Origin of the sequence: Kineococcus mangrovi (assembly GCF_041320705.1) — a bacterium.
GTDB classification, from domain to species: domain Bacteria; phylum Actinomycetota; class Actinomycetes; order Actinomycetales; family Kineococcaceae; genus Kineococcus; species Kineococcus mangrovi.
In genome coordinates this window covers 17,442-42,139 of sequence record NZ_JBGGTQ010000010.1, presented here as the reverse complement: position 1 = coordinate 42,139, position 24,698 = coordinate 17,442, and the positions used below count along the sequence as shown (strand labels likewise).

Genomic DNA, 24,698 nt, shown 5'->3' with positions numbered 1-24,698 from the left:
TGGTGCACGGCCCCCGCGTCAGGGCGCCCCGCCCCACCGGGCGCCGCTGGCTGAACTCCCCGGAGCTGTCCTGGCCGGACCTGCGCGGTTCCGTGGTGCTGCTCGACTTCTGGACGAGCTCGTGCGTGAACTGCCTGCACGTCCTGGAGGAGCTGCGGCCCCTGCAGGACCGCTTCGCGGGCGTCCTGGTCACCGTCGGCGTGCACTCCCCGAAGTTCCCGCACGAGGCAGCTCCGGGGGCCCTCGAGGCCGCCGTGGCCCGGCTCGGGGTGGACCACCCCGTCCTCGACGACGCGGACCTCACGACGTGGCGGGCGTACGCGGTGCGGGCGTGGCCGACGCTGGTCCTCGTCGACCCGCAGGGGTACGTCGTGGCGTCGGTCTCGGGGGAGGGGCACGCCGCGGAGCTGGAAGCGCTCGTGGCGCAGCTCGTCGAGGAGCACCGTCAGCGGGGGACGCTGCGTCCCGGCGGGCCCACCGCACCCCCCGCGCCGCTGGAGCGGTCGGCGCTGCGGTTCCCGGCCCGGGCCCTGCGGCTGCCGGGCGGAACCGTCCTGGTCGCCGACGCCGGGCACGACCAGCTCGTGGAACTCGACGCGGACCTGTCCACCGAGGTCCGGCGCGTGGGCACGGGGGAGCGCGGGCTCACCGACGGGCCCGCGGCGCGCTTCGCCGGGCCGCAGGGGCTGGCCCTGCTGCCGGCCGGCCTCGCCCGCGAGGTCGGGTACGACGTCGTCGTCGCCGACACCGGCAACCACGCGCTGCGCGGGGTCCGCCTCGCCGACGGCGACGTCCGCACCGTGGCCGGGACGGGCCGGCCCCTGCGCCGGCGCGAGGGCGGCGGCCCCGCGCTCGCGCAGGACCTCTCCAGCCCGTGGGACGCGGCCTGGTTCGACGGTCAGCTCGTCGTCGCGATGGCCGGGGTCCACCAGCTGTGGGCGTTCGACCCCGAGCGCGGGACCGTCCGGGTGATCGCCGGGACGAGTGCCGAGGGCCTGCGCGACGGGCCCGCCGAGGCGGCGTGGTGCGCGCAACCCTCGGCGCTCGCGGCCGGGCCGGCCGGGGACGTCCTGTGGTTCCTCGACGCCGAGACGTCCGCCCTGCGCAGCCTGCGCCGCGCCGGGTCCGGGGACGGACCCGACCGCACGGTCCCCGTCGTCACCGACCACCGGTTCGCCAACGCCGACCCCGTGGCCCGCCCGGGGTACGAGGTCCGCACGCACGTGGGGACGGGGTTGTTCGACTTCGGGTTCCGCGACGGCCCGGCCGGGCAGGCGCTGCTGCAGCACCCGCTGGGGGTCGCGGTGGCCCCGGACGGCGCGGTGCTGGTGGCCGACACCTTCAACGGGGCGCTGCGGTGCTACGACCCCGCGGCCGGGGCGGTGACGACGGTGCTGACCGACCTCGCCGAACCCGCCGACGTCCTCGTGGGGGACGGGACGCTGGTGACCGTCGAGAGCGCGGTGCACCGCCTCGTCCGGGACGTCGCGCCCGCCCGCGAGCGCTCGTCCTCGGCCCCCGCGGCCGACCTGCGCCCCGGTGCGGTCTCGCTGGCGGTGGCGTTCAGCCCGGCCCCGGGCCGGCGCCTGGACGACCGGGCCGGCGGCGGCACCCACCTCGACGTGACGTCCACGCCGCCGGAGCTGCTGACCGCGGGGTCCGGTGCGGGACACGACCTCCGGCGCACGCTCGAGCTGCAGGCGGGGGCCGGGGTCCTGCACGTGGTCGCCCGCGCAGCCTCCTGCGACGCCACGTCGGGCCCCGGCGCGGCCTGCCACCTGCACCGCGCCGCCTGGGACGTCCCCGTGCGGGTCGTCCCGGGCGGCGCGGACCGGCTGTCCCTGGAGCTGCCGGGCGCGTGAGCCCGGCCCGGGTCAGTTCGCCCGGTGCTCCAGGTAGTACCGGATGAGCGACCCCGTCGAGGGGTCCTGCGCGTCCAGCGCCGCGGTGTCCCCGGTCAGCGCCGGGGCGATCTCCAGCGCGAGCTTCTTGCCGAGCTCGACGCCCCACTGGTCGAAGCTGTCGATGCCCCACACGGCACCCTCGACGAACGTGACGTGCTCGTACAGCGCGATGAGCTGCCCGAGCACCGACGGGGTGAGGGACGGCGCCATGATCGACGTCGTCGGCCGGTTCCCGGAGAACACCCGCGCCGGGACGACGTCCTCGGCCGTGCCCTCGGCGCGGACCTCCTCGGCCGACTTGCCGAACGCGAGCGCCTTGGTCTGGGCGAAGAAGTTCGCCATGAACAGCGCGTGCACGTCGGCCCCGTCGGCGGCCTCGTCCACCAGGGGGTGGGCGGGCGTGGCGAAGGCGATGAAGTCGGCCGGGATGACCCGGGTGCCCTGGTGGATGAGCTGGTAGAACGCGTGCTGGCCGTTGGTGCCGGGTTCGCCCCAGAACACCTCACCGGTGTCCGTCGTGACGGGTTCGCCGTCGTAGCGCACCGACTTGCCGTTCGACTCCATCGTCAGCTGCTGCAGGTAGGCCGCGAACCGGTGCAGGTACTGCGAGTACGGCAGCACCGCGTGGGTGTGGGCGCCGAGGAAGTTCACGTACCAGACGTTGAGCAGGCCCATGAGCAGCGGCACGTTCCGCGCCGGCTCGGTCGTGCGGAAGTGCTCGTCGACGGCGTGGAACCCGGCCAGGAACTCGCGGAAGGCCTCCGGCCCGACCGCGACGGCCAGGGAGGTGCCGATGGCGGAGTCGACGGAGTACCGGCCGCCCACCCAGTCCCAGAACCCGAACGCGTTGGCCGGGTCGATGCCGAAGTCCGCGACCTTCTGCAGCGCGGTGGAGACGGCGACGAAGTGCTGGGCGACGGCGTCCCGGCGGGCCTCGTCGGAGTCCTGCAGGGCCCCGGCGGCGGACAGCTCGCGCCACAGCCAGGCGCGGGCCAGGCGGGCGTTGGTGAGCGTCTCCAACGTGCCGAACGTCTTGGACGCCACGATGAACAGCGTCGTCTCGGGGTCGAGGTCCTTCGTCGTCTCGGCCACGTCGGTGGGGTCGATGTTGGAGACGAACCGGCACTCCAGCCCGGCCTGCACGTACGGCTTGAGCGCCTCGTAGGCCATGACCGGCCCGAGGTCGGAGCCGCCGATGCCGATGTTGACGACGTGCGTGATCCGCTTGCCGGTCACGCCCGTCCACCGCCCGCTGCGCACGGCGTCGGCGAACTCGAACACCTTCCCCAGCTCGGCCTGCACGTCGGCGTCGACGTCCTGGCCGTCGACGACGAGGGCGGGGGAGGCGCCCGGCGGGCGGCGCAGCGCGGTGTGCAGGACGGCGCGGTCCTCGGTGACGTTGATGTGCTCACCCGCGAACATCGCGTCGCGCCGGGCCAGCACGCCGGTCTGCTCGGCGAGCTGCAGCAGCGCCTCGACGGTCTCGTCGGTGACGAGGTTCTTCGACAGGTCCACGAAGAGGTCGCCCACCTCCAGGCTCAGCCGCCGCGCCCGCTGCGGGTCGGCGGCGAACCAGCCCGCCAGGTCCGGCGTCGTCGCCTCGCGGTGGGCCTCCAGGGCGGACCAGGCCGCCGTGGTGGTCGGGTCGACGGGTCCGCTCACCCGGTCGTCGTTCATGTCCTCGCTCATCTGGTCCTCCTGTGCTGCGGCCCGCGGGCGGGCTCGGCGGGTGTGCCGTGTCGGTCCACGACGGTGGGTCCCGGGAAGGACGCTAGCCAGCCCGCGTTCGGGGTGCGCGACCGGCTGCTGGCACAGTGTCCGCGTGCAGCGGTGGGAAGACCTGTCAGACGTCGAACCGGCGTTCGGCCGTTCCGTGGTCACCATCGGCAACTTCGACGGGGTCCACCGCGGTCACGCCGCCGTCCTGGGCCGGGTCGTCGACCTCGCCCGCGCTCGCGGGCTGGGCTCGGTCGCCGTGACCTTCGACCCGCACCCCCTGCAGGTCCTCGACCCCGACCGCGCCCCCGGGCTGCTGACGGGGCTGGACCACCGCCTCGACCTGCTGGAGCGCACGGGCCTGGACGCGGTCCTCGTCATGCGGTTCACGCGGGAGCTGGCCGCCTGGAGCCCGGAGCGCTTCGTCGAGGACGTCTTCGTCGGCGCGCTGCGCGCCCAGGTCGTGGTCGTGGGCCACGACGTGCGGTTCGGCCGCGCGAACTCCGGGGACCTGGCCGCGATGCGGGAGCTGGGGCGCCGGCACGGCTTCGAGGTGGTCGTCCTCGACGACCTGGGGGACCCGGGGACGGGGGAGCACCGGGTGAGCTCGACGGCCGTCCGGCAGGCCCTGGCCGCCGGGGAGGCCGAGCGCGCCGCGCAGATGCTGGGCCACCCGCACCGCATCACCTCCACCGTCGTGCACGGCGACCACCGCGGCCGCGAGCTGGGGTACCCGACGGCCAACCTCGACACCGACGCCGCCGTGGGGCTCGTGCCGGCCGACGGCGTCTACGCGGGCTGGCTGACCCGGCCCTCGGGCGCGCGGCTGGCCGCGGCCGTCTCCATCGGGACGAACCCGACGTTCGACGGCGTCCGCCGCCAGGTCGAGGCGTACTGCCTGCCTGGCCAGCCCGGAGCCGGCCCGGACGACGTCCTGGACCTGTACGGCGAGCGCGTCGACCTCGACGTCGTGGCCCACCTGCGGCCGACGCTGCGCTTCGAGGGCGTCGGACCGCTCGTGGAGCAGATGGAGCGCGACGTCGCCCGCTGCCGCGCCCTGCTGCTGGGCTGAGGCACCCGCCCGGGGGCGGTCGGGGTGCGCGCGCGCCGCTGGTAACGTGGTGACCGCCGTTCGATCGGCCGCGGACCCAGAGCGCCCGGGTGGATCAGCCCCGAGGCACCGCGCAACGAGTGCAAGGAGAGACGAGTGCCCCTCGACGCCGCCACGAAGCAGAAGATCATGGCCGAGTACGCCACCAGCGAGGGCGACACCGGCTCGCCCGAGGTCCAGGTCGCGATGCTGACCCAGCGCATCCGCGACCTCACGGAGCACCTCAAGACGCACCAGCACGACCACCACAGCCGCCGCGGGCTGCTGCTGCTGGTCGGTCAGCGTCGCAACCTGCTGAAGTACATGGCCAAGAAGGACATCAACCGCTACCGCTCGATCATCGAGCGACTGGGTATCCGTCGCTGACCCACCGGTCAGGGACCTGACGCGACAGGGGTGGTCCCACGACTCGGGACCACCCCTGTTGCGCACCCGAGCCGCACCCGCGGCAGACTCGCAGGTGCACGACCCGCGAGCAGCACACCCAGCGGTACCGCGCAGCGCCGCACCGGTCCTCGGTAGTGGCCTCCGGACGTCCCAGGCGACCTGGGGTCTCCGTGGGTCTCGATCGAAGGCCGGAGCGCGCGGGTGCCGCGCCAACCCGGAGGAGGAACCCCTTGGAGGGTCCTGAGATCACCGCCGCCGAAGCCGTCCTCGACAACGGCTCGTTCGGCACCCGCACCGTCCGCTTCGAGACCGGCCGCCTCGCCAAGCAGGCCGCCGGTTCCGCGAGCGTCTACCTCGACGGCGAGACGTTCCTGCTGAGCGCCACGACCGCCGGGAAGTCCCCGAAGGACCAGTTCGACTTCTTCCCCCTGACGATCGACGTCGAGGAGCGCAGCTACGCCGCGGGCAAGATCCCCGGCTCGTTCTTCCGCCGCGAGGGCCGCCCCTCGACCGAGGCGATCCTCGCCTGCCGGCTCATCGACCGCCCGCTGCGCCCGAGCTTCGTCAAGGGCCTGCGCAACGAGGTCCAGGTCGTCGTGTCCGTCATGGCGATCCACCCCGACGACGCCTACGACGTCGTGGCCATCAACGCCGCCTCGATGTCGACCCAGCTGTCCGGCCTGCCGTTCTCCGGCCCGGTCGGCGGTGTCCGCGTCGCCCTCATCGACGGCCAGTGGGTCGCGTTCCCGCGCTACTCCGAGATCGAGCGCGCCGTCTTCGACATGGTCGTCGCCGGCCGCGTCGTCACCGCGCCCGACGGGTCCGAGGACGTCGCGATCATGATGGTCGAGGCCGAGGCCACCGAGGGTTCCTGGAACCTCGTCAAGGACCAGGGCGCGACCGCCCCCACCGAGGAGGTCGTGGCCCAGGGCCTGGAGGCCGCCAAGCCGCACATCGCCAAGCTCGTCAAGGCGCAGGCCGAGGTCGCCGCCCAGGCCGCCAAGCCGACCGCCGAGTTCCCGCTGTTCCCGGACTACGCCGACGACACCTACCAGGCCGTCTTCGACGCGTCCGCGACCGAGCTGGCCGCGGCGCTGGCCATCGCCGGCAAGCAGGAGCGCGAGACCCGGGTCGACGAGATCAAGGACCGCGTCAAGGGCGAGCTCGCGGAGGCCTTCGCCGGCCGCGAGAAGGAGGTCTCGGCCGCGTACCGCTCGGTGCAGAAGGCCCTGATCCGCCAGCGCATCCTCAAGGACAAGGTCCGCATCGACGGCCGCGGGCTCGCCGACATCCGGACGCTGTCCGCCGAGGTCGAGGTCCTGCCCCGCGTGCACGGCTCGGCGCTGTTCGAGCGCGGCGAGACCCAGATCCTGGGGGTCACCACGCTGAACATGCTCCGCATGGAGCAGCAGCTCGACACGCTGTCCCCGGTGACGCGCAAGCGCTACATGCACAACTACAACTTCCCGCCGTACTCGACCGGTGAGACCGGTCGCGTCGGCTCGCCCAAGCGTCGCGAGATCGGGCACGGCGCCCTCGCCGAGCGCGCCCTCGTCCCCGTCCTGCCGGCCCGCGAGGAGTTCCCCTACGCGATCCGCCAGGTCTCCGAAGCGCTGGGCTCCAACGGCTCCACCTCGATGGGTTCGGTCTGCGCCTCGACGCTGTCGCTGCTCAACGCGGGCGTCCCGCTGCGCGCCCCCGTCGCCGGCATCGCCATGGGCCTGGTCTCCGACACCGTCGACGGCCAGACCGAGTACGCGGCGCTGACCGACATCCTGGGCGCCGAGGACGCGTTCGGGGACATGGACTTCAAGGTGGCCGGCACCAGGGAGTTCGTCACCGCGATCCAGCTCGACACCAAGCTCGACGGGATCCCGGCCTCGGTCCTGGCCGGTGCGCTGACCCAGGCCCGCGACGCGCGCCTGTACATCCTGGACGTCATGGCCGAGGCCATCGACACCCCGGACGAGATGTCGCCGACCGCGCCGCGCATCATCACCGTCAAGGTCCCCGTGGACAAGATCGGCGAGGTCATCGGGCCCAAGGGCAAGATGATCAACCAGATCCAGGAGGACACCGGCGCCGACATCTCCATCGAGGACGACGGCACGGTGTTCATCGGGGCCGTCGACGGCCCCTCGGCGGAGGCGGCCCGCGCCGCGGTCAACGCCATCGCCAACCCGACGATGCCCGAGGTCGGCGAGCGCTACCTCGGCACCGTCGTCAAGACGACGACCTTCGGCGCGTTCGTCTCGCTCATGCCCGGCAAGGACGGCCTGCTGCACATCTCCCAGCTGCGCAAGCTCGCCGGCGGCAAGCGCGTGGACAACGTCGAGGACGTCGTCTCGGTGGGCCAGAAGGTCCAGGTCGAGATCGCCGAGATCGACCCGCGCGGCAAGCTGTCGCTCGTGCCGGTGGTGGCCGAGGAGGCCGGCGCGGACGCTCCCGCCGACGGCGCTGCCGCGGCCGAGACGGCCGACGCCTGAGGTGACGTCGAACCCGACCGGGAACCCCGTCGAGCTGCCCACCGCGGCGGCCGGCGGGGTTCCCGCTACCACCGTCCTGTCGGACGCCGACGGGGCCCTCGTCCAGCGCACGGTCCTGCCGTGCGGTGCGCGCGTGCTCACCGAGGCGATGCCGGGCCAGCGCTCGGCGAGCATCGGCTGCTGGGTCGGCGTCGGCTCGCGCGACGAGACGAAGGGCCACTTCGGCTCCACGCACTTCCTCGAGCACCTGCTGTTCAAGGGCACCGAGCGGCGCGACGCGATGGACATCGCCTCGGCCTTCGACGCCGTCGGCGGCGAGGCCAACGCCGCCACCGGCAAGGAGCACACGACCTACTACGCGCGGGTGCTCGACTCCGACCTGCCGATGGCGATCGACGTCGTGACCGACATGGTCACCTCCGCGGTCCTCGACGACGACGACTTCACCAGCGAGCGCGAGGTCATCCTCGAGGAGCTGGCGATGAACGACGACGACCCGGGTGACGTCGCGCACGAGCGCTTCGCCGAGCTCGTCCTCGGCGAGCACCCGCTGGCCCGGCCCATCGGGGGCACCCCCGAGACCATCCGCGCCGTCGGCCGCGACGACGTGTGGGCGCACTACCGCGAGCACTACCAGCCGTCCACGCTCGTGTTCACCGCGGCCGGTGGGCTCGAGCACGACGAGGTCGTCGCCACGGTGCAGCGCGAGCTGGACCGCGCCGCCGGCGACCTCGGCCGGGCCGCCCCCCGCGCGCGCCGCGTCAGCGGTGAGGTGGCCGGCGGTCTAGACCGCGGCCGCGCCCTCGTCGTGGACCGCCAGAGCGAGCAGGCGCACGTCCTGCTCGGCATGACCGGCATCACCGCGACCGACCCGCGCCGGTTCACGCTGTCGGTGCTCAACGCCGTCCTCGGCGGCGGGATGAGCTCGCGGCTGTTCCAGGAGGTCCGCGAGAAGCGGGGCCTGGCGTACTCGGTGTACTCGTTCAACGCCAACTACGCCGACTCCGGCTACGTGGGCCTGTACGCCGGGTGCTCACCGGCCAAGGCGGCGCAGGTCAGCGACCTCATGCTCGCCGAGCTGGTCGCGCTGGGCGAGAAGCCGCTGGAGGCCGAGGAGCTGGCGCGCGGGATCGGCCAGCTCACCGGCGGTCTCGTGCTGGGGCTGGAGGACTCCGGTTCGCGCATGAACCGGCTCGGCAAGTCCGAACTGACCCACGGGCAGTTCCTCGACGTCGACACCGTCCTGGCGCGGATCCGGTCGGTGACGGCCGAGGAGGTCCAGGCGATGGCGGCCGACCTGCTGGCGCGGCCGCGGTCGGTGACGGTCGTGGGGCCCTTCGGCGACGACACGGGCTTCACCGGGGTCGTCCAGTGACCAGCTCCGCCGGCCCGGTCCGGGTCTCGGTGGCGGGGGCGCGCGGGCGGATGGGGTCGCTCGCCGTCGCCGCCGTCGAGGCCGCGCCCGACCTCGAGCTCGTCGCGGCCCTCGGTCGCGGTGACGACCCGGCCGCGGCCGAGGGCAGCGACGTGTTCGTCGACCTCACCGTGCCCGACCAGGTCATGGGCAACGTCGAACGGGCGCTGGGACGGGGGATGCACGTCGTCACCGGCACCACGGGGTTCACGCCCGAGCGCGTCGAGCAGGTGACCGCCTGGGCGCGGGCCGCCGACCGCAACGTCCTCATCGCCACGAACTTCGGCATCGGCGCGGTCCTGGTCATGCAGCTGGCGGCCAAGGCCGCCCGTTTCTTCGAGTCCGTCGAGGTCGTCGAGCTGCACCACCCGGACAAGGTGGACGCCCCCAGCGGCTCGGCGATCCGCACGGCCAGGCTCATCGCGGCCGCGCGCGCCGACGCCGGGCTGGGCGACGTGCCGGACGCGACGACCACGGAGCTGCCCGGGGCCCGGGGAGCCGTCGTCGACGGCATCCACGTGCACGCCGTCCGGATGCGCGGGATGACCGCCCACCAGGAGGTCGTGCTCGGCGGCCCGGGGGAGACCCTCACCCTGCGCGACGACACCTACGACCGGGCCGCGTACATGCCCGGTCTGCTCGTGGGCGTGCGCCAGGTCTCGTCCCGTCCGGGCGTGACGGTCGGCCTCGAGCACTACCTCGACCTGGACTGACGGGGGCGAGGGCAGTGGCGGGCGTGCGCGCCAAGGTCGTCATCGCGGTCAGCGTCGCGGCGCTGCTGTTCTACTTCGTCTTCCTCGGCCGCCTGGGCTACGAGCTGATCCGCACCGGGGAGTGGGCGGGCGTCCTCCTGGGCATCGCCCTGTTCCTGCTGCCGCTCGTGGGGCTGTGGGCCGTCGTGCGCGAGCTCCTCTTCGGGCTGGCGACCGAGCGCCTGGGCCGCGAGCTCGCGCAGCGGGGTGAACTGCCCGTCGACGACCTCGAGCGCACCGCGGCCGGTCGCATCGACCGCGCCGCGGGCTCCCGCGCCTGGGAGGAGGCCCGGACCGAGGTCGAGGCGTCACCGCAGGACGCCGGCGCCTGGTACCGCCTCGCGATGGCCTACGACGCCGCCGGGGACCGCCGCCGCGGGCGCGCCGCGGCCCGCCACGCCGTGAGGCTGCACCGCTCGCCGTCCTGACGCGTGCCCTCACCGGTCACGAGGCTCGGATCGTGCCCCTCTCCGTGGACCGCCCCGGGACCTGGACCGGCGAGAACGTCTTCCGCCTGCGGGCCGGCGACGCGCCGCGCTCGGCCCCGGCCACGGCCGTCGTGCAGGTCAGCGGGGCCATGACGACGGTCGCCTCCACGTGGGAGCACCCCGACGACGGCGCCCAGGCCGGGCTCCTCGCCCTCGGACCCGCCGACGACACGGCACCCGCTCCCCGACGGCGCTCCCGGGGGCGGGGAGTCGGTGCAGGGAGTCAGGCCGGGCGAGTCGGGCCGGGGGAGTCAGGCGTGGTGCTCGCGGTGGTGCGGGGCGCGGCCGGGCGGTTGCTGAGGTCGGGGCAGCAGGGGCACGAGGGGCGTGACCGGCCGTGTCACGGCCTCACCGGAGCGCACGGTCAGCTCCTCGTCCCCGTGGCGCAGGTCGATGCTCGACCCGTGGTCGCGCACGGTGTACGTCACCGCGTCGGGGTGGACGTCGACGCACAGCTTGGCCTGCCGCCAGCGGATCGTGAACCGCAGCCGGGACACCCCCGAGGGCAGGTGCGGGTCGAACCGCAGGGCGCCGCCGGTGTCGCGCATCCCGCCGAAGCCGTGGACCAGCGCGAGCCAGGTCCCGGCCAGCGAGGCCACGTGCAGGCCGTCGCCGGTGTTGTGGTGCAGGTTGCGCAGGTCGACGGTCGCCGCCTCGTACAGGTAGTCGTGGGCCAGTTCGAGGTGACCCACCTCGGCCGCCGTGATCGCCTGCACCGCAGCCGACAGCGAGGAGTCCCGCACGGTCCGGCGTTCGTAGTAGTCGACCGCGCGGGCCTTGTCCTGGGCCGTGAACGCGTCGGGGAACCAGAACAGCGCCATCTGCAGGTCGGCCTGCTTGACGACCTGCCGGCGGTAGAGGTCGAAGTAGGGCGAGTGCAGCAGCAGCGGGTACTCCCGGTGGCCCTCGAAGTCCCACTCCGGCCGCTGGGTGAAGCCCGCGCACTGCTGGTGCACGCGCAGGTCCTCATCGTAGGGGACGGTGACGGCCGCGGCCGCGTCCCGCCAGGTGGCCTGCTCCTCCAGGTCCACGCCGAGGGACCGGGCCAGGTCGGGGTGGCGACCGCACGCCTCCGCCGCCGCCCGCAGGTTCTGCGCCGCGGCCAGGTTGGTGAAGAGGTTGTCGACCACGACGGCCGTGTACTCGTCCGGCCCCGTCACCCCGGCCACGTGCCAGCCGCCGCGCGCGTCGTGGTGCCCCAGCGACATCCACAGCCGGGCCGTCTCGACGAGCACGAGCAGGCCGCCGTCGGTCTCGAGGTCCTCGCTGCCCGTGACGATGCGGTACCGCTCGACGGCGGCGGAGATGTCCGCGTTGACGTGGAACGCCGCCGTCCCGGCCGGCCAGTACCCGCTGGACTCCTGCCCGCGGATCGTCCGCCACGGGAACGCGGCGCCGCCCAGGCCGAGCTCGGCGGCCCGCTGCCGCGCCGGCTCGATCGTGCGGGCCCGCCAGCGCAGCGCGTCCGCGGCCGCCTGCGGGGAGGTGTACGTCAGCACCGGCAGGACGTACGCCTCGGTGTCCCAGAACGTGTGCCCGTCGTACCCCGGACCCGTCAGGCCCTTGGCGGCGATGCCGCGCTGCTCGGCCCGGGCCCCGGCCTGCAGGACGTGGAACAGCGCGAACCGCACGGCCTGCTGGACCTCGGCGTCGCCCTCGACCTCGACGTCGGCGGCGTCCCAGAACTCCTCCAGGTAGGCGCGCTGCTCCTCCAGCATGCCCGCGAACCCGGTGAACCGGGCGCCGGAGAGGGCTCCGGCCACCTGGTCGCGCAGCGCGGGCGTGGACCGCAGCGCCGACCAGCCGTAGGCGAGGAACTTCGTCAGCCGCAGCTCCTGCCCCGGCTCCAGCATGGACACCACGGTCGTGCGGGCCCAGTCCTGCGCGCGGTGCGTCTCGACGTGCGCCCGGCCCGGCGCGTCCACGTGGTTCTCCATGCCGGCGGCCATCTGCAGGCCGCTGGCCCGGGTGCGGTGCACCAGGGTGGCCCCGGCCGGACCGCAGTCGCTCTCGACGGCCTGCAGGGGCGAGCGCAGGACGGCGGACACCCGCGGGTCCCCGGACTGCTCGGGCATCGCCGCGTTCGCCACCAGCTCCGACTGCAGCGTGACCCGGATCGGCTGGTCGACGGCCTCGACGACGTACTCGACGGCGGCGCAGGCGCGCTGGACGAACGAGACCAGGCGGGTCGAGCGGACCCGGATCCGCTGCCCCGCCGGGGACGTCCAGTCCACGGTCCGCGCGAGCGTCCCGGCCCGCAGGTCCAGCACGCGCTCGTGCGCGAGCAGCGTCCCGTACCGCACGTCGAACGGTTCGTCGTCGACGAACAACCGCACGAGCTTGCCGTCGGTGACGTTGACGACGGTCTGCCCGACCTCGGGGTAGCCGTAACCGGCCTCGGCGTGGGGCAGCGGCCGCTCCTCGTGGAAGGAGTTGAGGTAGGTCCCGGGCAGGCCGTGGGGTTCACCCTCGTCGAGGTTGCCGCGGAACCCGATGTGGCCGTTGGACAGGGCGAACACCGACTCGGAGGACCCGAGCAGGTCCAGCACCAGCTGCGTCTCGCGGACCTGCCAGGGCTCGACGGGGAAGGTCTCCTGGGAGATCACGAGGAGGTCCCCAGCAGGTCGGCGAGGTCGGTGACGACGAGCGTCGCGCCGTGCTCACGCAACGCGTCCGCGTGCCCGGGCCGCCCGGGGTGCCGGTCCACGCCGACGACGGCGCCGAACCCGCCGGCGCGGCCCGCGGCCACCCCGGATAGCGCGTCCTCGAACACGGCCGCCCGGCCCGGGTCGACACCGAGGGCGCGAGCGCCGGCGAGGTAGCTGTCGGGCGCGGGTTTGCCGGCGATGTGCTGCTCGCGCAACGTCACCCCGTCGACGCGCTCCTCGACGAGCCCGGCCAGCCCGGTGACCTCGAGCACCTGCCGGGTGTTCGCGCTGGAGGACACGACGGCCCGGCGCAGCCCCGCCTCGCGCGCGGCTCGCAGGTACCGCCGCGACCCCTCGTAGACGTCCACCCCGTCGGTCTCGATGCGCCGCAGCAGGTCCTCGTTCTTGCGGTTGCCCAGCCCGGCGACGGTGGTGTCCTCGTAGGGCTGGTCCGCGGGGTCGTCCGCCGAGCCCTCCGGCAGCACGACGCCACGGGAGGCGAGGAAGTCGCGCACGCCGTCGGCGCGGGGTTTGCCGTCGACGTGCCTCGCGTAGTCGTCGTCGGGGTCGAAGGCGCGGAACTCCTCCCCGGTGTGCTCGGCGTGCGCGCGCAGGAACGCGTCGAAGGTCGCCGTCCAGGCCCGGTCGTGGACCGCGGCGGTGTCGGTGAGGACCCCGTCGAGGTCGAACAGCAGCGCGGTCACGTGGTCAGGCAGTCCCAGCACGGTGCGAACCCTAGGAGGACACCGGGCGCGGCGCAGGTCGGTCGCGGTCCCTCGTGCCGCGGTGCGCCCCCGCCCCTGCCGTCGACGACGCACGACGGGTGCGCACCCGTGGCGGACCCGGGGACGCCCCCCGCCTCGCCCGGCGCCCCGGCGGGGTCCCCGCTCAGCCCTGCGCCGCCGACGGGGCGCGGTGGTGCGCGACGAGCCAGGGACCGAGGTCGCCGACCGGCATGGGGCGGGCGTGCACGAACCCCTGGACGTCGTCGCAGCCCAGGAGGCGCAACGCGTCCACCGTCGGCAGGTCCTCGGCGCCCTCGGCCACGACCCGCAGCCCGAGCTCGTGCGCCAGGCCGACGGTGGCGGCCACGATGGCGCGCACCCCGCCGTCGGTCAGCAGCCGCTGCGTGAAGGACCGGTCCACCTTCAGCTCGGTGGCGGGCAGGTCGCTGAGGTGGGCCAGCGAGGAGTACCCCGTCCCGTAGTCGTCGATGCTCAACCCGAACCCGAGGCGGCGCAGGGCGTGGCACAGGTCGAGCCCGGCGTCGGCCTCCTGCACGAGCGCGGTCTCGGTGACCTCCAGGACGACGGCCGCCGCGTCCAGGCCGCCGGCCAGGACGTCCTGCAGCAGGGGCAGCAGCGCCGGGTCGGACAGGTGGTCACCGGACAGGTTCACCGACACCGACAGCTCCGGCCACCCGCCCGCGCGCCACCGGCCGGCGTCGCGCGCGGCCGTCCGCAGGACGTGCACGGTGAGCGGACCGGTGAGGCCCTCGTCCTCCACCACGTCCAGGAAGGCCGCGGGGGGCAGCAACCCGAGCACGGGGTGCCGCCAGCGCACGAGCGCCTCCACCCCGCGCACGCGGCCGTCGGCGAGCGCGACCTGGGGCTGGTAGAAGACCTCGAGCTGGTCGACCGTGCCGTCGGCCGAGCCCTCGCGCCACAGCGCGTGCAGGTCGTCCGCCAGGCCCGCCCGCCGGCGGGCGGCCGCGTCGAGGACGGCGTCGTAGAGCCGGACGCCGGAGCGGGCCGCCTTGGCCTGGTACATGGCGGTGTCGGCGCGCCGGAAGAGCTCCGCACCGTCCCCCGCCGCCCCGCCGGTCGCCCCGTCGGTCGCCACGCCGATGCTCACGCCGGTCCGCCGCTCGTCCGCCCCCGCCGCGGCCAGCAGCTCGCCGGCCAGGGCCAGGGCGGTCCCCTCGTCGGGGTCGGGCACGAGGACGGCGAACTCGTCCCCGCCGAGGCGGCACAGGAGCGCACCGTCCGGGACGGTCCCGGTCAGCCGCTGCGCCACCGAGGCCAGCAGCCGGTCCCCGGTGTGGTGGCCGTAGCGGTCGTTGACCTCCTTGAAGCGGTCGACGTCGAGCACCAGCAGCGCCCGCCCCGGGGACGGTGCGGCGAGGGCGCGGTCGAAGGCGCGCCGGTTGGCCAGCCCCGTCAGCTCGTCGGTGAGGGCCTCCTGCTGCCGGACGGCGAGGGAGGACAGGTCGCCGATGAGGTGCACGACGCGGAAGCTGACGCCGACGACGGCGGCCGCGGCCCAGAGCACGGCGGGCGTCGTCGCCTGCGGCGGCAGGCGGGTGGCCCCGGCGAGCACCGCGACCCCGGCGGCCAGCACGACGAAGGCGCCCACCGTCAGCGACTGCGTCGTGGCGGGTTGGGGCCGGGTCGGGCGCACGGGCAGCTGCGAGGAGATCCCGACGCTGAGCACCAGGGCCGCGGCCCCGGGCACCGCCCACCCGGGCCGGCCGGTCCCCTCCAGCACCAGCCCGGCCAGCGCCGCGCCCGTCCCGGCGCTGAGGACCCAGGGCCGCAGGTCGGTCAGCAGCGCCGCCATGACCGCCACCGTCAGCGTCGTGCCGAGCACGACGAACAGGGCGGCGGCGCCGACGAGCACCGGCTGCACCCCGACCACCGCCGGCAGCGGCCGGCCCGTGGCCGCCAGGACCAGGTCGGCCACGGCGACGACGGCGAAGATGGCGCTGATCCCGTTGAGCCAGTCGCCCGGGTCGGCCGTGCGGGTGCTCGTCCGGTTCCACACGATGAGGCCGCGGTACAACAGGGCGCAGCCCGCGAGACCGGCCCCGGTCAGGGCGAGCGGGACGCCGGCCGCGAGGTCGAGCGCGGACCCGGCGGTCGCGACGAGCACCGCGGTGCGGAACCACCGCCACACGTCCCGTTCGGCCTCCACCCGGCGCACGCGCTCGTGCAGCAGCGCCAGGACCAGGGCGCCGGCCCCGGTGCGCAGCACGGCCACCGCCTGGCCCGGGCACAGCAGGGCCGCGGCGAGGGCCAGGAGCACGACCGCGACGAGCGGCACCACCGCGCGGGTGCAGGACCCCGACGTGCCGGGTGCGGCGCTCGCGCGGGGTCGGACGGTGCGACGGGTCATGGGGGTGCAGCGCTCCCGGTCGAGGGGGCACCCGGCCGGCTGCAGGTGACGACTGGGGATCGGCACCACGGGGGCCCGGGTGCAGCTCGCGGCTGCGGAACCGCCCGTCCGGCGCAGTCGCGGGCACCGGGCCCGCGCCGAGCCCGCACCGGGGCCCGCGCGAGGACCCGCGGGTCACCCGCCCAGCACAGCACGGGCTTGCCCCGTCCCGGCCGCGCAGGACACGCTGCCCGCGTGAGCAGAGTCGTCCGCTTCGAGCGGTGGGGCGGTCCCGACGTCCTGCGCGTCGTCGAGGTCCCCGCCCGCAGGCCCGACCCCACCGAGGTCCGCGTCACCGTCCGCGCCTCGGGCGTGACGGCGGGGGAGTCCGCCGCGCGCGAGGGCGCCCTGGCCGAGCTGTACCCGCGCGCCTTCCCGGCCGCCACCGGCTCGGAGTTCGCCGGGGTCGTCACCGACGTCGGGTCCCGCGCCCGCCGCTTCGCGGTCGGCGACGAGGTGCTCGGCTGGAGCCCGGAGCAGGGCGGGCACGCCGACGCCGTCGTCGTCCCGGAGAGCTCCCTCGTGCGCAAACCCGCCTCCGTCTCCTGGGAGGTCGCCGGTGCCCTCTACGTGGCCGGCGTGACGGCCTGGACGTGCGTGGAGTCCACCGGGGTCGGCGACGGCGACGTCGTGCTCGTCGTGGGGGCGGCCTCCGACGTCGGCACCCTCGTCGTCCAGCTCGCCCGGCTGTGCGGGGCCGAGGTCGTCGGCGTCGCCGAGCCGGTGCACCACGACTGGCTGCACGCGCACGGCGCGGACGCCGTCACCCCCGCCGACGCCGGTGCGCTGGCCCGCGTCGTGCACGAGCGCGCCGGACGCGTCGACGTCGTGGTGGACACCACCGGCGCCGACGTCGAGCACCTCGCCGAGGCCCTCGAGGTCCCCGCCTCCCGATGCGTGGCCACGCTGCCGCTGGAGGCCGACCTGGAGTTCGGGCCGGTCGCCCCCCGGCGCGCCGAGGTGCTGGCCGAGCTCGTCGACCTCCTCGCCGAGGACCGGCTGCACGTGCCCATCGCGGGCGCGTTCGCCCTCGACGACGTCGTCGAGGCGTTCGCGACGGCCGAACGCCCGCACCGGCAGGGGCGCATCGTCCTGCTGCCCTGAGCGGGGCCGGTCCGCACGGTCCCCACCCCGGCACCGGCCGGGCCCCGGCACGGCGTCGTAGGGTGCGGCGGTGGAACCCCTCCCCGCGACCCTCCCCGCCGACGGCGCCGCCCCCGAGCGCGTCCTGGACCGCACCTTCGCCGCGGTGCTGTTCGACATGGACGGCACGCTGGTCGACTCCACGGCCGCCATCGAGCGGTCCTGGACGACGTGGGCGATCGAGCACGGCGTGAGCGGCGAGGCGCTGCTGCGCGCGCACGGGCACGGCCGCCCCGCACCCGAGATCGTGGCCGACCTCGTCGGCCCGGAGGGTTACGCGGTGGCCGCGGCGCGCATCACCGAGCTGGAGGTCACCGACGTCGCCGGCGTCGTGCAGCTGCCGGGGGTCGCGGAGCTGCTGGCCGGGTTGACCCCGCGGCGCTGGGCCGTCGTCACCTCCTGCTCGGCGCCGCTGGCCGACGCCCGCCGGCGCGCGGCGGGGTTGCCCGATCCCGACGTGCTCGTCACCTTCGACGACGTGGCCCGGGGCAAACCCGCCCCGGACTGCTTCCTCCTGGGGGCGCAGCGCCTGGGGGTCGACCCCGCCGACTGCCTCGTGGTGGAGGACGCCCCCGCCGGGCTGGCCGCGGCGCGGGCCGCCGGGTGCGCGACGCTGGCCGTGCGCACGACCCACCCCGACGGTCCCCTGGACGCCGACCTCGTCGTGCCGCTGCTGTCGCAGGTGCGCCTGGACGACGGCCCCGACGGGGTGCGGGTCCGGCTCGTCTGACGGGTCCGCGGCTGGGTGGCGAGAGCCCCGGGACAGGGTGAGCCGGGTGCAGCGGTTCGCGCTGCGGCTCGGCGCTGACCGCCTCCCTCCGTCAGCTCGTCCTCGGGGACCGTGGTCGCGGTGGACGGGTGCACTCCTGCACCCGCCGGGGCGCGGTGCACCGCTCTGACGGAACCCGCTCCTGCTGACGCGGACCGGTGCTTCGAGAGCACGTCGGCGAGTGCGTGGGTCGAGGTGCTCGGGGCGTCCGGCCGCCGGTGCTGCCGGGGTGACGAACTGGGCGTGCGGTCCTCCTGCGCGGAGGCAGGTCAGGCAGCGGGCTCCATCTCGCTCTCCACGACCCACTTGTGGTTGACCATCGCCATGCCGTCGGCTTCGAAGTCGACCATGTAGGTCGTCTCGTCGGTGGAGCTGTCGATCGTCGCCGTGGCCCCCTGCATGCCGCTCATGTGGGTGGCGTCCAAGACCACCTCGGCTCCAGCGGGGAGCCGGTCGGGACCGGCGTCGCGCAGCTCCTCCTGGACCACCCACTTGTGGTCTTCGACCGGTGACCCTCCGGTGGTCGGCGTGTAGCTCACGGAGTAGGCGGTGGTGTCGAAGGCCCCCACCACGGTGCCGGTGACCCCGTCCATCCCCGGCATGTGGTCAGCGCGCAGCAGGACCTCGGTTCCCACCGGGTAGGTCGCAGCGGCCGCCTCGGTGATGCCCGCGGGAGGTGGACCACCGTCGGGGGCGTGGTCGTGGTGCTCGTGCCCCCCGTGGTCTCCGTGCCCCCCGTGGTGCTCGTGTCCCTCGTGCTCTTCGGAGTCGGCGCTGGTCCCGTTCGTGGAGGTCGTCGGGGCGGCGGCCGGTTCGGCGTCGCCGGTGGCGCACCCGGCCAGCAACACCCCCACGCTGAGCAATCCGGCAGCTGTCTTCGCCAACGGGCGGTCGTGCATCGTCATCTCATCCCTCACGAGGTGTGCGGACTCGCGCTCGGCCGTCGGTGCCGCGCGGACGGGGGATCCTATCGAGAACAGGTCTCAGGAGTCAGGGGGTCTCGACGGCCATCACGACCGCGACGTCGCGGGCCGCTCGGGACCGCGCACCACGCGGGACGACCGGAAGGTCGCCGGAACGGCGCGCGCGAACGTGCCGCACTGCGGAAGTGGTGCGTTGCAACCCGTTCGCCGCTCGTGAGCGGGTCGGAACGTACCACTCCGGCGTGTGCGCGCCGCGGACGTCGGCGTGAGCGGGCGGGCGGTCAGGACGCGAGCGGCGCGGATCGTCCACGACGGTTCCTCGGCGCCGGACCCGCCCTGCCGCACCGTCACGCGCCCGTCCACCCCCGGCCCCCGGAGGAGCGCGCCACGGTGGCGGTGGGGGCGCGGAGGTCGCCTGCGCCCCGGCCTGTAACGCGGGCGGGCCCGGCGTCGATGAGCCCCCCAGGGACCCGGTCGCTGCCCGGACCCCCGAGCGGGCAGCGACCGGGTCCCCCCACGTCCGGGGCGCCCGCCCCCGAGGGGGCGCGCGGCCGACGCGTGCGGTGGGCCGCGGGTGAGCCCCGTCGCGGTAACCTCGGCCCATGCCGACCGCCACCGCAGCACCGCCTCCCCGTCCGTTCGGGACGGTGCTGAGCGCGATGGTCACCCCCTTCCGGCCCGACGGGTCCCTCGACCTCGCCGCGGCGGGCGCGCTCGCCGAGCACCTCGTCGCCACCGGCCACGACGGGCTGGTCGTGAGCGGGACGACGGGGGAGTCGCCGACCACCTCCGACGAGGAGAAGGACGCGCTGCTGCGCACCGTCCTGGACGCCGTGGGGGAGCGGGTCGTCGTCGTCGCCGGCGTCGGCACCAACGACACCCGGCACACGGTCGACCTGGCCCGCGCCGCCGAGAAGGCCGGCGCCCACGGCCTGCTCGTCGTCACGCCGTACTACAACAAGCCCCCGCAGGCCGCTCTCCTCGCGCACTTCGAGACGGTCGCCGACGCGACGGGGCTGCCCGTCATGCTCTACGACATCCCCGCCCGCGCGGGGGTGCCGATCGAGACCGAGACCCTCCTGCGGGCCGCCGAGCACGACCGGGTCGTGGCGGTCAAGGACGCCAAGAGCGACCTGCACGCCACCGCGCAGGTCCTGGCCCGCACCGACCTGGCGTACTACTCCGGCGAGGACGCCCTCAACCTGCCGCTGCTGGCCCTCGGCGGGTCCGGCGTCGTCTCCGTCGTGAGCCACGTCGCCGGCCGCGAGCACGCCCGCATGATCGCCGCGGTCGACGCCGGTGACCTCGTGACGGCGCGCGCCGTCAACACCCAGCTGCTGCCCGCCGTCCGCGGGATCATGACGCGCACCCAGGGTGCCGTCGCCGTCAAGGCCGCCCTCGAGGCGACCGGCGTCCTGGCCGGCCGCACCGTGCGTCAGCCCCTGCTGGCCGCGACCGCGGCGGAGGTCGACGCGATCCGCGCCGACCTGGTGCTGGCCGGTCTGGCCCCGGACGCCTGAAGGACCCCGCCCCACCCGTTCGACCGTCGCGGCCCCCGGGCCGCAGGAGGAGCCGCATGAGCCACCCCCACCCCGAACTGACGTCCCCGCCGCCGCTGCCGAAGGGCGCCCTGCGCGTCTACGGCCTCGGCGGCCTGGGCGAGGTCGGGCGCAACATGACCGTCCTGGAGCACGAGGGCAAGCTGCTCGTCGTCGACTGCGGCGTGCTGTTCCCCGAGGACCACCAGCCCGGTGTCGACCTCATCCTCCCCGACTTCGGCCCGATCGCCGACCGGCTCGACGACATCGTCGCGCTGGTCCTGACGCACGGGCACGAGGACCACATCGGGGCCGTCCCCTACCTGCTGAAGCTGCGCCCGGACATCCCCCTGCTCGGTTCCCAGCTGACGCTGGCGCTCATCGAGGCCAAGCTCAAGGAACACCGCATCAAGCCGTACACCCTCGGGGTGCGCGAGGGGCAGAAGGAGCAGCTCGGCCCCTTCGAGTGCGAGTTCATCGCGGTGAACCACTCCATCCCGGACGCCCTGGCCGTCGCGGTCCGCACGAGCGCGGGCCTGGTCCTGCACACGGGCGACTTCAAGATGGACCAGCTCCCGCTGGACAACCGCATCACCGACCTCAACGCCTTCGCCCGCCTCGGCGACGAGGGCGTGGACCTGTTCTGCGTCGACTCCACCAACGCCGAGGTCCCCGGGTTCACCGCGCCCGAGCGGGACATCGGCCCGGTCCTGGAGCAGCTGTTCGGCCGCGCCGAGAAGCGCATCATCGTCGCCTCCTTCGCCTCCCACGTGCACCGCGTGCAGCAGGTGCTCAACGCCGCGGACGCGCACGGGCGCAAGGTGGCCCTCGTCGGTCGTTCGATGGTCCGCAACATGGGCATCGCGGCCGACCTGGGGTACCTGACGGTGCCGAAGAACCTGCTCATCGACCTCAAGCAGGTCGACGACCTGCCCGAGGACCGCGTCGTGCTCATGTGCACCGGTTCGCAGGGCGAACCCATGGCGGCCCTGTCGCGCATGGCCAACCGCGACCACCGCATCGCGATCGACGCCGGCGACACGGTGATCCTCGCCAGTTCCCTCATCCCGGGGAACGAGAACTCGGTGTACCGCGTCGTCAACGGGCTGGCCCGGCTGGGCGCGACGGTCGTGCACCAGCAGAGCGCGAAGATCCACGTCTCCGGCCACGCCAGCGCCGGGGAGCTGCTCTACTGCTACAACGTGCTCAAACCCCGCAACGTCATGCCCGTGCACGGGGAGATCCGGCACCTGCTGGCCAACGCCGAGCTCGCCGTCAAGACGGGTGTCCCGCGCGAGCGCGTCGTCATCGCCGAGGACGGCGTCGTCGTCGACCTGGTCGACGGCCGGGCGAGCATCGTGGGGGCCGTCCCGGTCGGGTACGTCTACGTCGACGGGTCCAGCGTCGGGGAGATCACCGAGGCCGACCTCAAGGACCGGCGCATCCTCGGCGAGGAGGGGTTCATCTCCATCTTCGTCGCGGTGGACTCGGTGACCGGCAAGGTCGTCTCCGGGCCGGAGTTCAACGCCCGCGGGTTCATCGGCGACGGTGACGACCGGTTCAACGCCGTCCGCAAGCGCGTGGAGAACGCGCTCAACGAGGCGTCCACCGGCCCGGTCGACACCTACCAGCTGCAGCAGATCGTCCGGCGCACCGTGGGGACCTGGGTGTCCCAGACGCACCGCCGCCGGCCGATGATCGTCCCGGTCGTCGTCACCGCCTGACCGGGCGGCGGGGGCGGGCCCGGGTCGCGGGTGGCCCGGCACCTCCCTCGCCGTGTCCGCAGGACTACGGACTGCGACCGGGGGTGCTAGGTTCACGCCGTGCAGACGCCTCCCCGGACCCGGTCGGAGGTCGCCTACTCCCCGCGGCACTCCACCGGCGGTTTCCTCGGCAGCCGGCCCGCGCGGGTCGTCGCCGCCGGGGTGACCCTCTCCTTCGGCGTCCTCGGCGGTGTCCTGCTCGTGGACCGCGCCGACGTGCCGGCCGGGTCCGCCCCACCGGTCGTGGGGACCCCCACCCCGTTCGCGGCGGCCGCACCGTCCTCGTCGTCCCCGGCCGCCCGGGTGCCCGCGTCCACCGCGCCGGGGACGGCCTCGCCCTCCTCCCCGCCGGGAGCGGGCACGGACGTTCCTGCCGCGTCGACGTCCTCGTCCTCGTCGGGGTCGGGGTCGGGGTCGGGGTCGTGGTCCGCGCCGGCCGGCCCCGTCGTCGAGGGGTCGACGCCGGCCGGTGCGGGTCACCCGGGGGTGACGCGGTCCCCGGCCGCGCCCGCTCCCACCGGGACGACCGCGCCGAGGACCGTCCCGACGCCACCGGAGGGCCCGGCACCGACCGGGCCGGCCCCGACCGAGCCCACACCGACGGACCCCGCCCCGACCGGGCCCGCTCCGACCGGGCCCGCTCCGACCGGGCCCGCTCCGGCAGACCCCGCGCCCGCAGACCCCGCGCCCACCGCTGCCGGGGCGGGCGCCCCCGACCTGCTGTCGGCCTCCGTCGAGCTCCCCGTGCCCCTGCCGGAGCACCTGAGCCCCCCCACCGGGTCGGTGACGGTGCAGGTGCCGCTGCCCCACCCCGTCACGGTCACCGGCGAGGTGAGCACGCCCACCCCGGGGCAGGTGCGCGTGCAGGTGCGCGTGCAGACCCCGGCCGAACCCGGCCGACCGTCCACCCCGCAGCAGTCCGTCGCCCCGGTCCTGGACCGGGCCGTGCGCCAGCCCACCCCGTCCGAGGGGCCCGACGGGTCCTGAGCCGGGCCGGTCAGCGGCGCCGCAGGGGAGAACCGGCCGCCGACGCCACCTGACCCACCACGACCTCCAGCGGCCCGCGACCCGCGACGAGGCGCCAGGCGGTCGCCCCGACCAGCGCGACGACCACGTGCAGACCCCACAGGCGCAGGGACTGCTCGTCCGTGCCGGCCAGGGCCAGCACGTGCCCGGTGTAGACCGTCAGCGGCATGGCGCCCACGGCGGCCACCGGGACGAGGAAGCGCGTCACCGCCGCGGGCAGCAGGCACGCCGCACCGATGACCACGAGCGCCGTGCCGGCCGTGTGCAGGAGGTCGAACGGCGTCCCCGAGTGCGGTGCGACCACCGCGAGCCACCACGGCGAGTCCGTGGGGACGGTGCCGTAGAAGTCGGTGCCGTCCGGTCCGGCCGACGGCCCGGCCACGACCCGCAGGGCGGCGAGCCCCCCACCGGGTCCCAGCAGCACCCCGCTGGCCAGCCACGCGGCCGCGGCCAGCACCGCGCCCACCCCGAGGACGCGCAGCGCACCGGCGCTCGCGCGCAGGTCCACCCGTGAGACCGCCAGCCCGAGCACGAGGTACCCGGCCCAGCCGACGACCGGGTAGTAGCCGGTGAGGGCCAGCGTCTCCAGCAGGTCGCCCGGGCGGGTCAGCCAGCCCAGCGTCGGCTGCTCGTACTGCGACGGCAGGCCCGCCGCGCGGCGCACCGCGAAGGACAGCAGCGGAGCCAGGGCCAGCCAGGCCACGCCCAGGACCGCCAGGCGGCGCGCCGGCCACCACAGGAACGGCAGCACGACGGCGAAGGCGACGCCGTAGTACGGCAGGATCACCGCGACCCGGCCGCCGGCGTCCACGAGCAGCAGGCCCAGGAGGGCCACGAGCAGGCCCCGGACGAGGACGGAGGTGCGGGCGGCGGCGCGGTCGTGCCCGTCGCGGCGCGTCGCCAGCCCCAGGGAGAGCCCGGCCAGGACGGCGAACAGGCCCGAGGCGCGGCCGTGGGCGAGGGAGTACAGGGCGCCGGCGGCCCCGGGCGCCTCCTGCCCGGGCAGGACGTGCACGGCCATCATCCCCGCGACCGCGACGGCCCGGGCCAGGTCGACCCCGACCAGGCGGCCGGGGGCGGTGGTGGTGGCGGTGGTGGGCGGGGGCACGGGGCCAGTCTGCCGGTGCGGTCCCGGGGGCCGGTCGCGGCGTGTCGGCGGCGGTCCCGCCGCCGCGCGGGAGAGGCTGGGACCCGGCTGGGCGCTCGCCCGGGCGGAGCAGTCGTGCCCGGGTACGGTGACCGCATGGCCACCCGGGGCGCGACCGCGCGAACGACCAAGCGCACCAGCAGCAGGGGAGGGGCCTCGACCGTGGCGACCGGATCGCGAGGTGGCACGAAGTCCGGCACGAAGCCGGCGGCGGGGGGCAAGGCCCCCGCGCGCTCGAGCGGCGGCCGGGGCGCGCGTCCCGCGGCCGGCCGCTCGGGGAGCAGGCCCGCCGCCAAGCGCGCCCCCGTGCGCACGGAGCCGTCCTGGCCG

Annotated in this window: 18 protein-coding genes; 12 read left to right on the top strand and 6 right to left on the bottom strand. The window is 75.2% G+C overall.

What is annotated here, in order from left to right; genetic code table 11:
- The first annotated feature begins 2 nt into the window (after nt 1-2).
- A complete protein-coding gene (locus AB2L28_RS18415; RefSeq protein ID WP_442490338.1) occupies nt 3-1,862 on the top strand; it encodes a thioredoxin-like domain-containing protein in 1,860 nt (619 codons plus the stop codon).
- 12 nt (nt 1,863-1,874) lie between these two features.
- Here the strand turns inward: AB2L28_RS18415 and pgi are convergent, their stop codons facing one another.
- Nucleotides 1,875-3,593, bottom strand: a complete 1,719-nt coding sequence (gene pgi, locus AB2L28_RS18410; RefSeq protein WP_370720447.1) for a glucose-6-phosphate isomerase — start codon at nt 3,591-3,593, stop codon at nt 1,875-1,877.
- A 133-nt stretch (nt 3,594-3,726) separates the two neighbouring features.
- On the opposite strand from pgi, the gene AB2L28_RS18405 reads away from it, so the two are divergent.
- The 6 genes from AB2L28_RS18405 (at nt 3,727) to AB2L28_RS18380 (ending at nt 10,198) form a co-directional block, all read left to right on the top strand.
- Nucleotides 3,727-4,692 (top strand): bifunctional riboflavin kinase/FAD synthetase, encoded by a 966-nt coding sequence (locus tag AB2L28_RS18405; protein WP_370720446.1) that lies wholly within the window; start codon nt 3,727-3,729, stop codon nt 4,690-4,692.
- A 135-nt stretch (nt 4,693-4,827) separates the two neighbouring features.
- Nucleotides 4,828-5,097, top strand: a complete 270-nt coding sequence (gene rpsO, locus AB2L28_RS18400) for a 30S ribosomal protein S15 (RefSeq protein ID WP_370440094.1) — start codon at nt 4,828-4,830, stop codon at nt 5,095-5,097.
- Between the two features lie 251 nt (nt 5,098-5,348).
- Nucleotides 5,349-7,604 (top strand): polyribonucleotide nucleotidyltransferase, encoded by a 2,256-nt coding sequence (locus tag AB2L28_RS18395; protein ID WP_370720445.1) that lies wholly within the window; start codon nt 5,349-5,351, stop codon nt 7,602-7,604.
- Nucleotide 7,605: 1 nt separating this feature from the next.
- Entirely contained in the window at nt 7,606-8,979 is a 1,374-nt protein-coding gene (locus AB2L28_RS18390; protein WP_370720444.1) for a M16 family metallopeptidase, read from the top strand.
- Complete coding sequence (gene dapB, locus AB2L28_RS18385; RefSeq protein ID WP_370720443.1) at nt 8,976-9,731, top strand: 4-hydroxy-tetrahydrodipicolinate reductase; 756 nt, start codon at nt 8,976-8,978, stop codon at nt 9,729-9,731. The genes AB2L28_RS18390 and dapB overlap by 4 nt, the downstream gene beginning before the upstream one ends.
- Nucleotides 9,732-9,745: 14 nt before the next feature.
- Nucleotides 9,746-10,198 carry a hypothetical protein gene (locus tag AB2L28_RS18380; protein ID WP_370720442.1) on the top strand — a complete coding sequence of 151 codons (453 nt, stop codon included), beginning with the start codon at nt 9,746-9,748 and terminating at the stop codon, nt 10,196-10,198.
- Between the two features lie 311 nt (nt 10,199-10,509).
- Here AB2L28_RS18380 and AB2L28_RS18375 read toward each other — a convergent pair whose 3' ends face one another.
- The 3 genes from AB2L28_RS18375 to AB2L28_RS18365 form a co-directional block, all read right to left on the bottom strand.
- A complete protein-coding gene (locus AB2L28_RS18375) occupies nt 10,510-12,864 on the bottom strand; it encodes a glycoside hydrolase family 65 protein (RefSeq protein ID WP_370720441.1) in 2,355 nt (784 codons plus the stop codon).
- A complete protein-coding gene (locus AB2L28_RS18370) occupies nt 12,861-13,631 on the bottom strand; it encodes a beta-phosphoglucomutase family hydrolase (RefSeq protein WP_370720440.1) in 771 nt (256 codons plus the stop codon). Before AB2L28_RS18370 ends, AB2L28_RS18375 begins: the two co-directional genes overlap by 4 nt.
- Nucleotides 13,632-13,794: 163 nt before the next feature.
- Nucleotides 13,795-16,020 (bottom strand): putative bifunctional diguanylate cyclase/phosphodiesterase, encoded by a 2,226-nt coding sequence (locus AB2L28_RS18365; RefSeq protein WP_370720439.1) that lies wholly within the window; start codon nt 16,018-16,020, stop codon nt 13,795-13,797.
- A 234-nt stretch (nt 16,021-16,254) separates the two neighbouring features.
- Here AB2L28_RS18365 and AB2L28_RS18360 point away from each other — a divergent pair, with 234 nt between their 5' ends.
- Both AB2L28_RS18360 and AB2L28_RS18355 read left to right on the top strand, forming a co-directional pair.
- Nucleotides 16,255-17,163, top strand: coding sequence for an NADP-dependent oxidoreductase (locus AB2L28_RS18360; protein WP_370720438.1), 909 nt, complete (start codon nt 16,255-16,257; stop codon nt 17,161-17,163).
- 70 nt (nt 17,164-17,233) lie between these two features.
- On the top strand, nt 17,234-17,932 hold the full coding sequence (locus AB2L28_RS18355) for an HAD-IA family hydrolase (protein WP_370720437.1): 699 nt from the start codon (nt 17,234-17,236) through the stop codon (nt 17,930-17,932).
- A gap of 308 nt (nt 17,933-18,240) precedes the next feature.
- Here the strand turns inward: AB2L28_RS18355 and AB2L28_RS18350 are convergent, their stop codons facing one another.
- Complete coding sequence (locus tag AB2L28_RS18350) at nt 18,241-18,870, bottom strand: YdhK family protein (RefSeq protein ID WP_370720591.1); 630 nt, start codon at nt 18,868-18,870, stop codon at nt 18,241-18,243.
- Nucleotides 18,871-19,496: 626 nt separating this feature from the next.
- Here AB2L28_RS18350 and dapA point away from each other — a divergent pair.
- The 3 genes from dapA (at nt 19,497) to AB2L28_RS18335 (ending at nt 23,182) form a co-directional block, all read left to right on the top strand.
- Complete coding sequence (gene dapA / locus AB2L28_RS18345; RefSeq protein WP_370720436.1) at nt 19,497-20,414, top strand: 4-hydroxy-tetrahydrodipicolinate synthase; 918 nt, start codon at nt 19,497-19,499, stop codon at nt 20,412-20,414.
- 56 nt (nt 20,415-20,470) lie between these two features.
- Entirely contained in the window at nt 20,471-22,156 is a 1,686-nt protein-coding gene (locus AB2L28_RS18340) for a ribonuclease J (protein ID WP_370720435.1), read from the top strand.
- 99 nt (nt 22,157-22,255) lie between these two features.
- Entirely contained in the window at nt 22,256-23,182 is a 927-nt protein-coding gene (locus AB2L28_RS18335; RefSeq protein WP_370720434.1) for a hypothetical protein, read from the top strand.
- A gap of 10 nt (nt 23,183-23,192) precedes the next feature.
- On the opposite strand, the gene AB2L28_RS18330 is transcribed toward AB2L28_RS18335, so the two are convergent.
- Complete coding sequence (locus tag AB2L28_RS18330) at nt 23,193-24,329, bottom strand: heparan-alpha-glucosaminide N-acetyltransferase domain-containing protein (protein ID WP_370720433.1); 1,137 nt, start codon at nt 24,327-24,329, stop codon at nt 23,193-23,195.
- Nucleotides 24,330-24,698 lie beyond the last annotated feature (369 nt).

Coding starts and splice junctions, on each gene's coding strand:
- dapA (WP_370720436.1), top strand. CDS start 19,497: ATGCCGACCGCCACCGCAGCACCGCCTCCCCGTCCGTTCGGGACGGTG.
- AB2L28_RS18350 (WP_370720591.1), bottom strand. CDS start 18,870: ATGCACGACCGCCCGTTGGCGAAGACAGCTGCCGGATTGCTCAGCGTG.
- AB2L28_RS18340 (WP_370720435.1), top strand. CDS start 20,471: ATGAGCCACCCCCACCCCGAACTGACGTCCCCGCCGCCGCTGCCGAAG.
- pgi (WP_370720447.1), bottom strand. CDS start 3,593: ATGAGCGAGGACATGAACGACGACCGGGTGAGCGGACCCGTCGACCCG.
- AB2L28_RS18365 (WP_370720439.1), bottom strand. CDS start 16,020: ATGACCCGTCGCACCGTCCGACCCCGCGCGAGCGCCGCACCCGGCACG.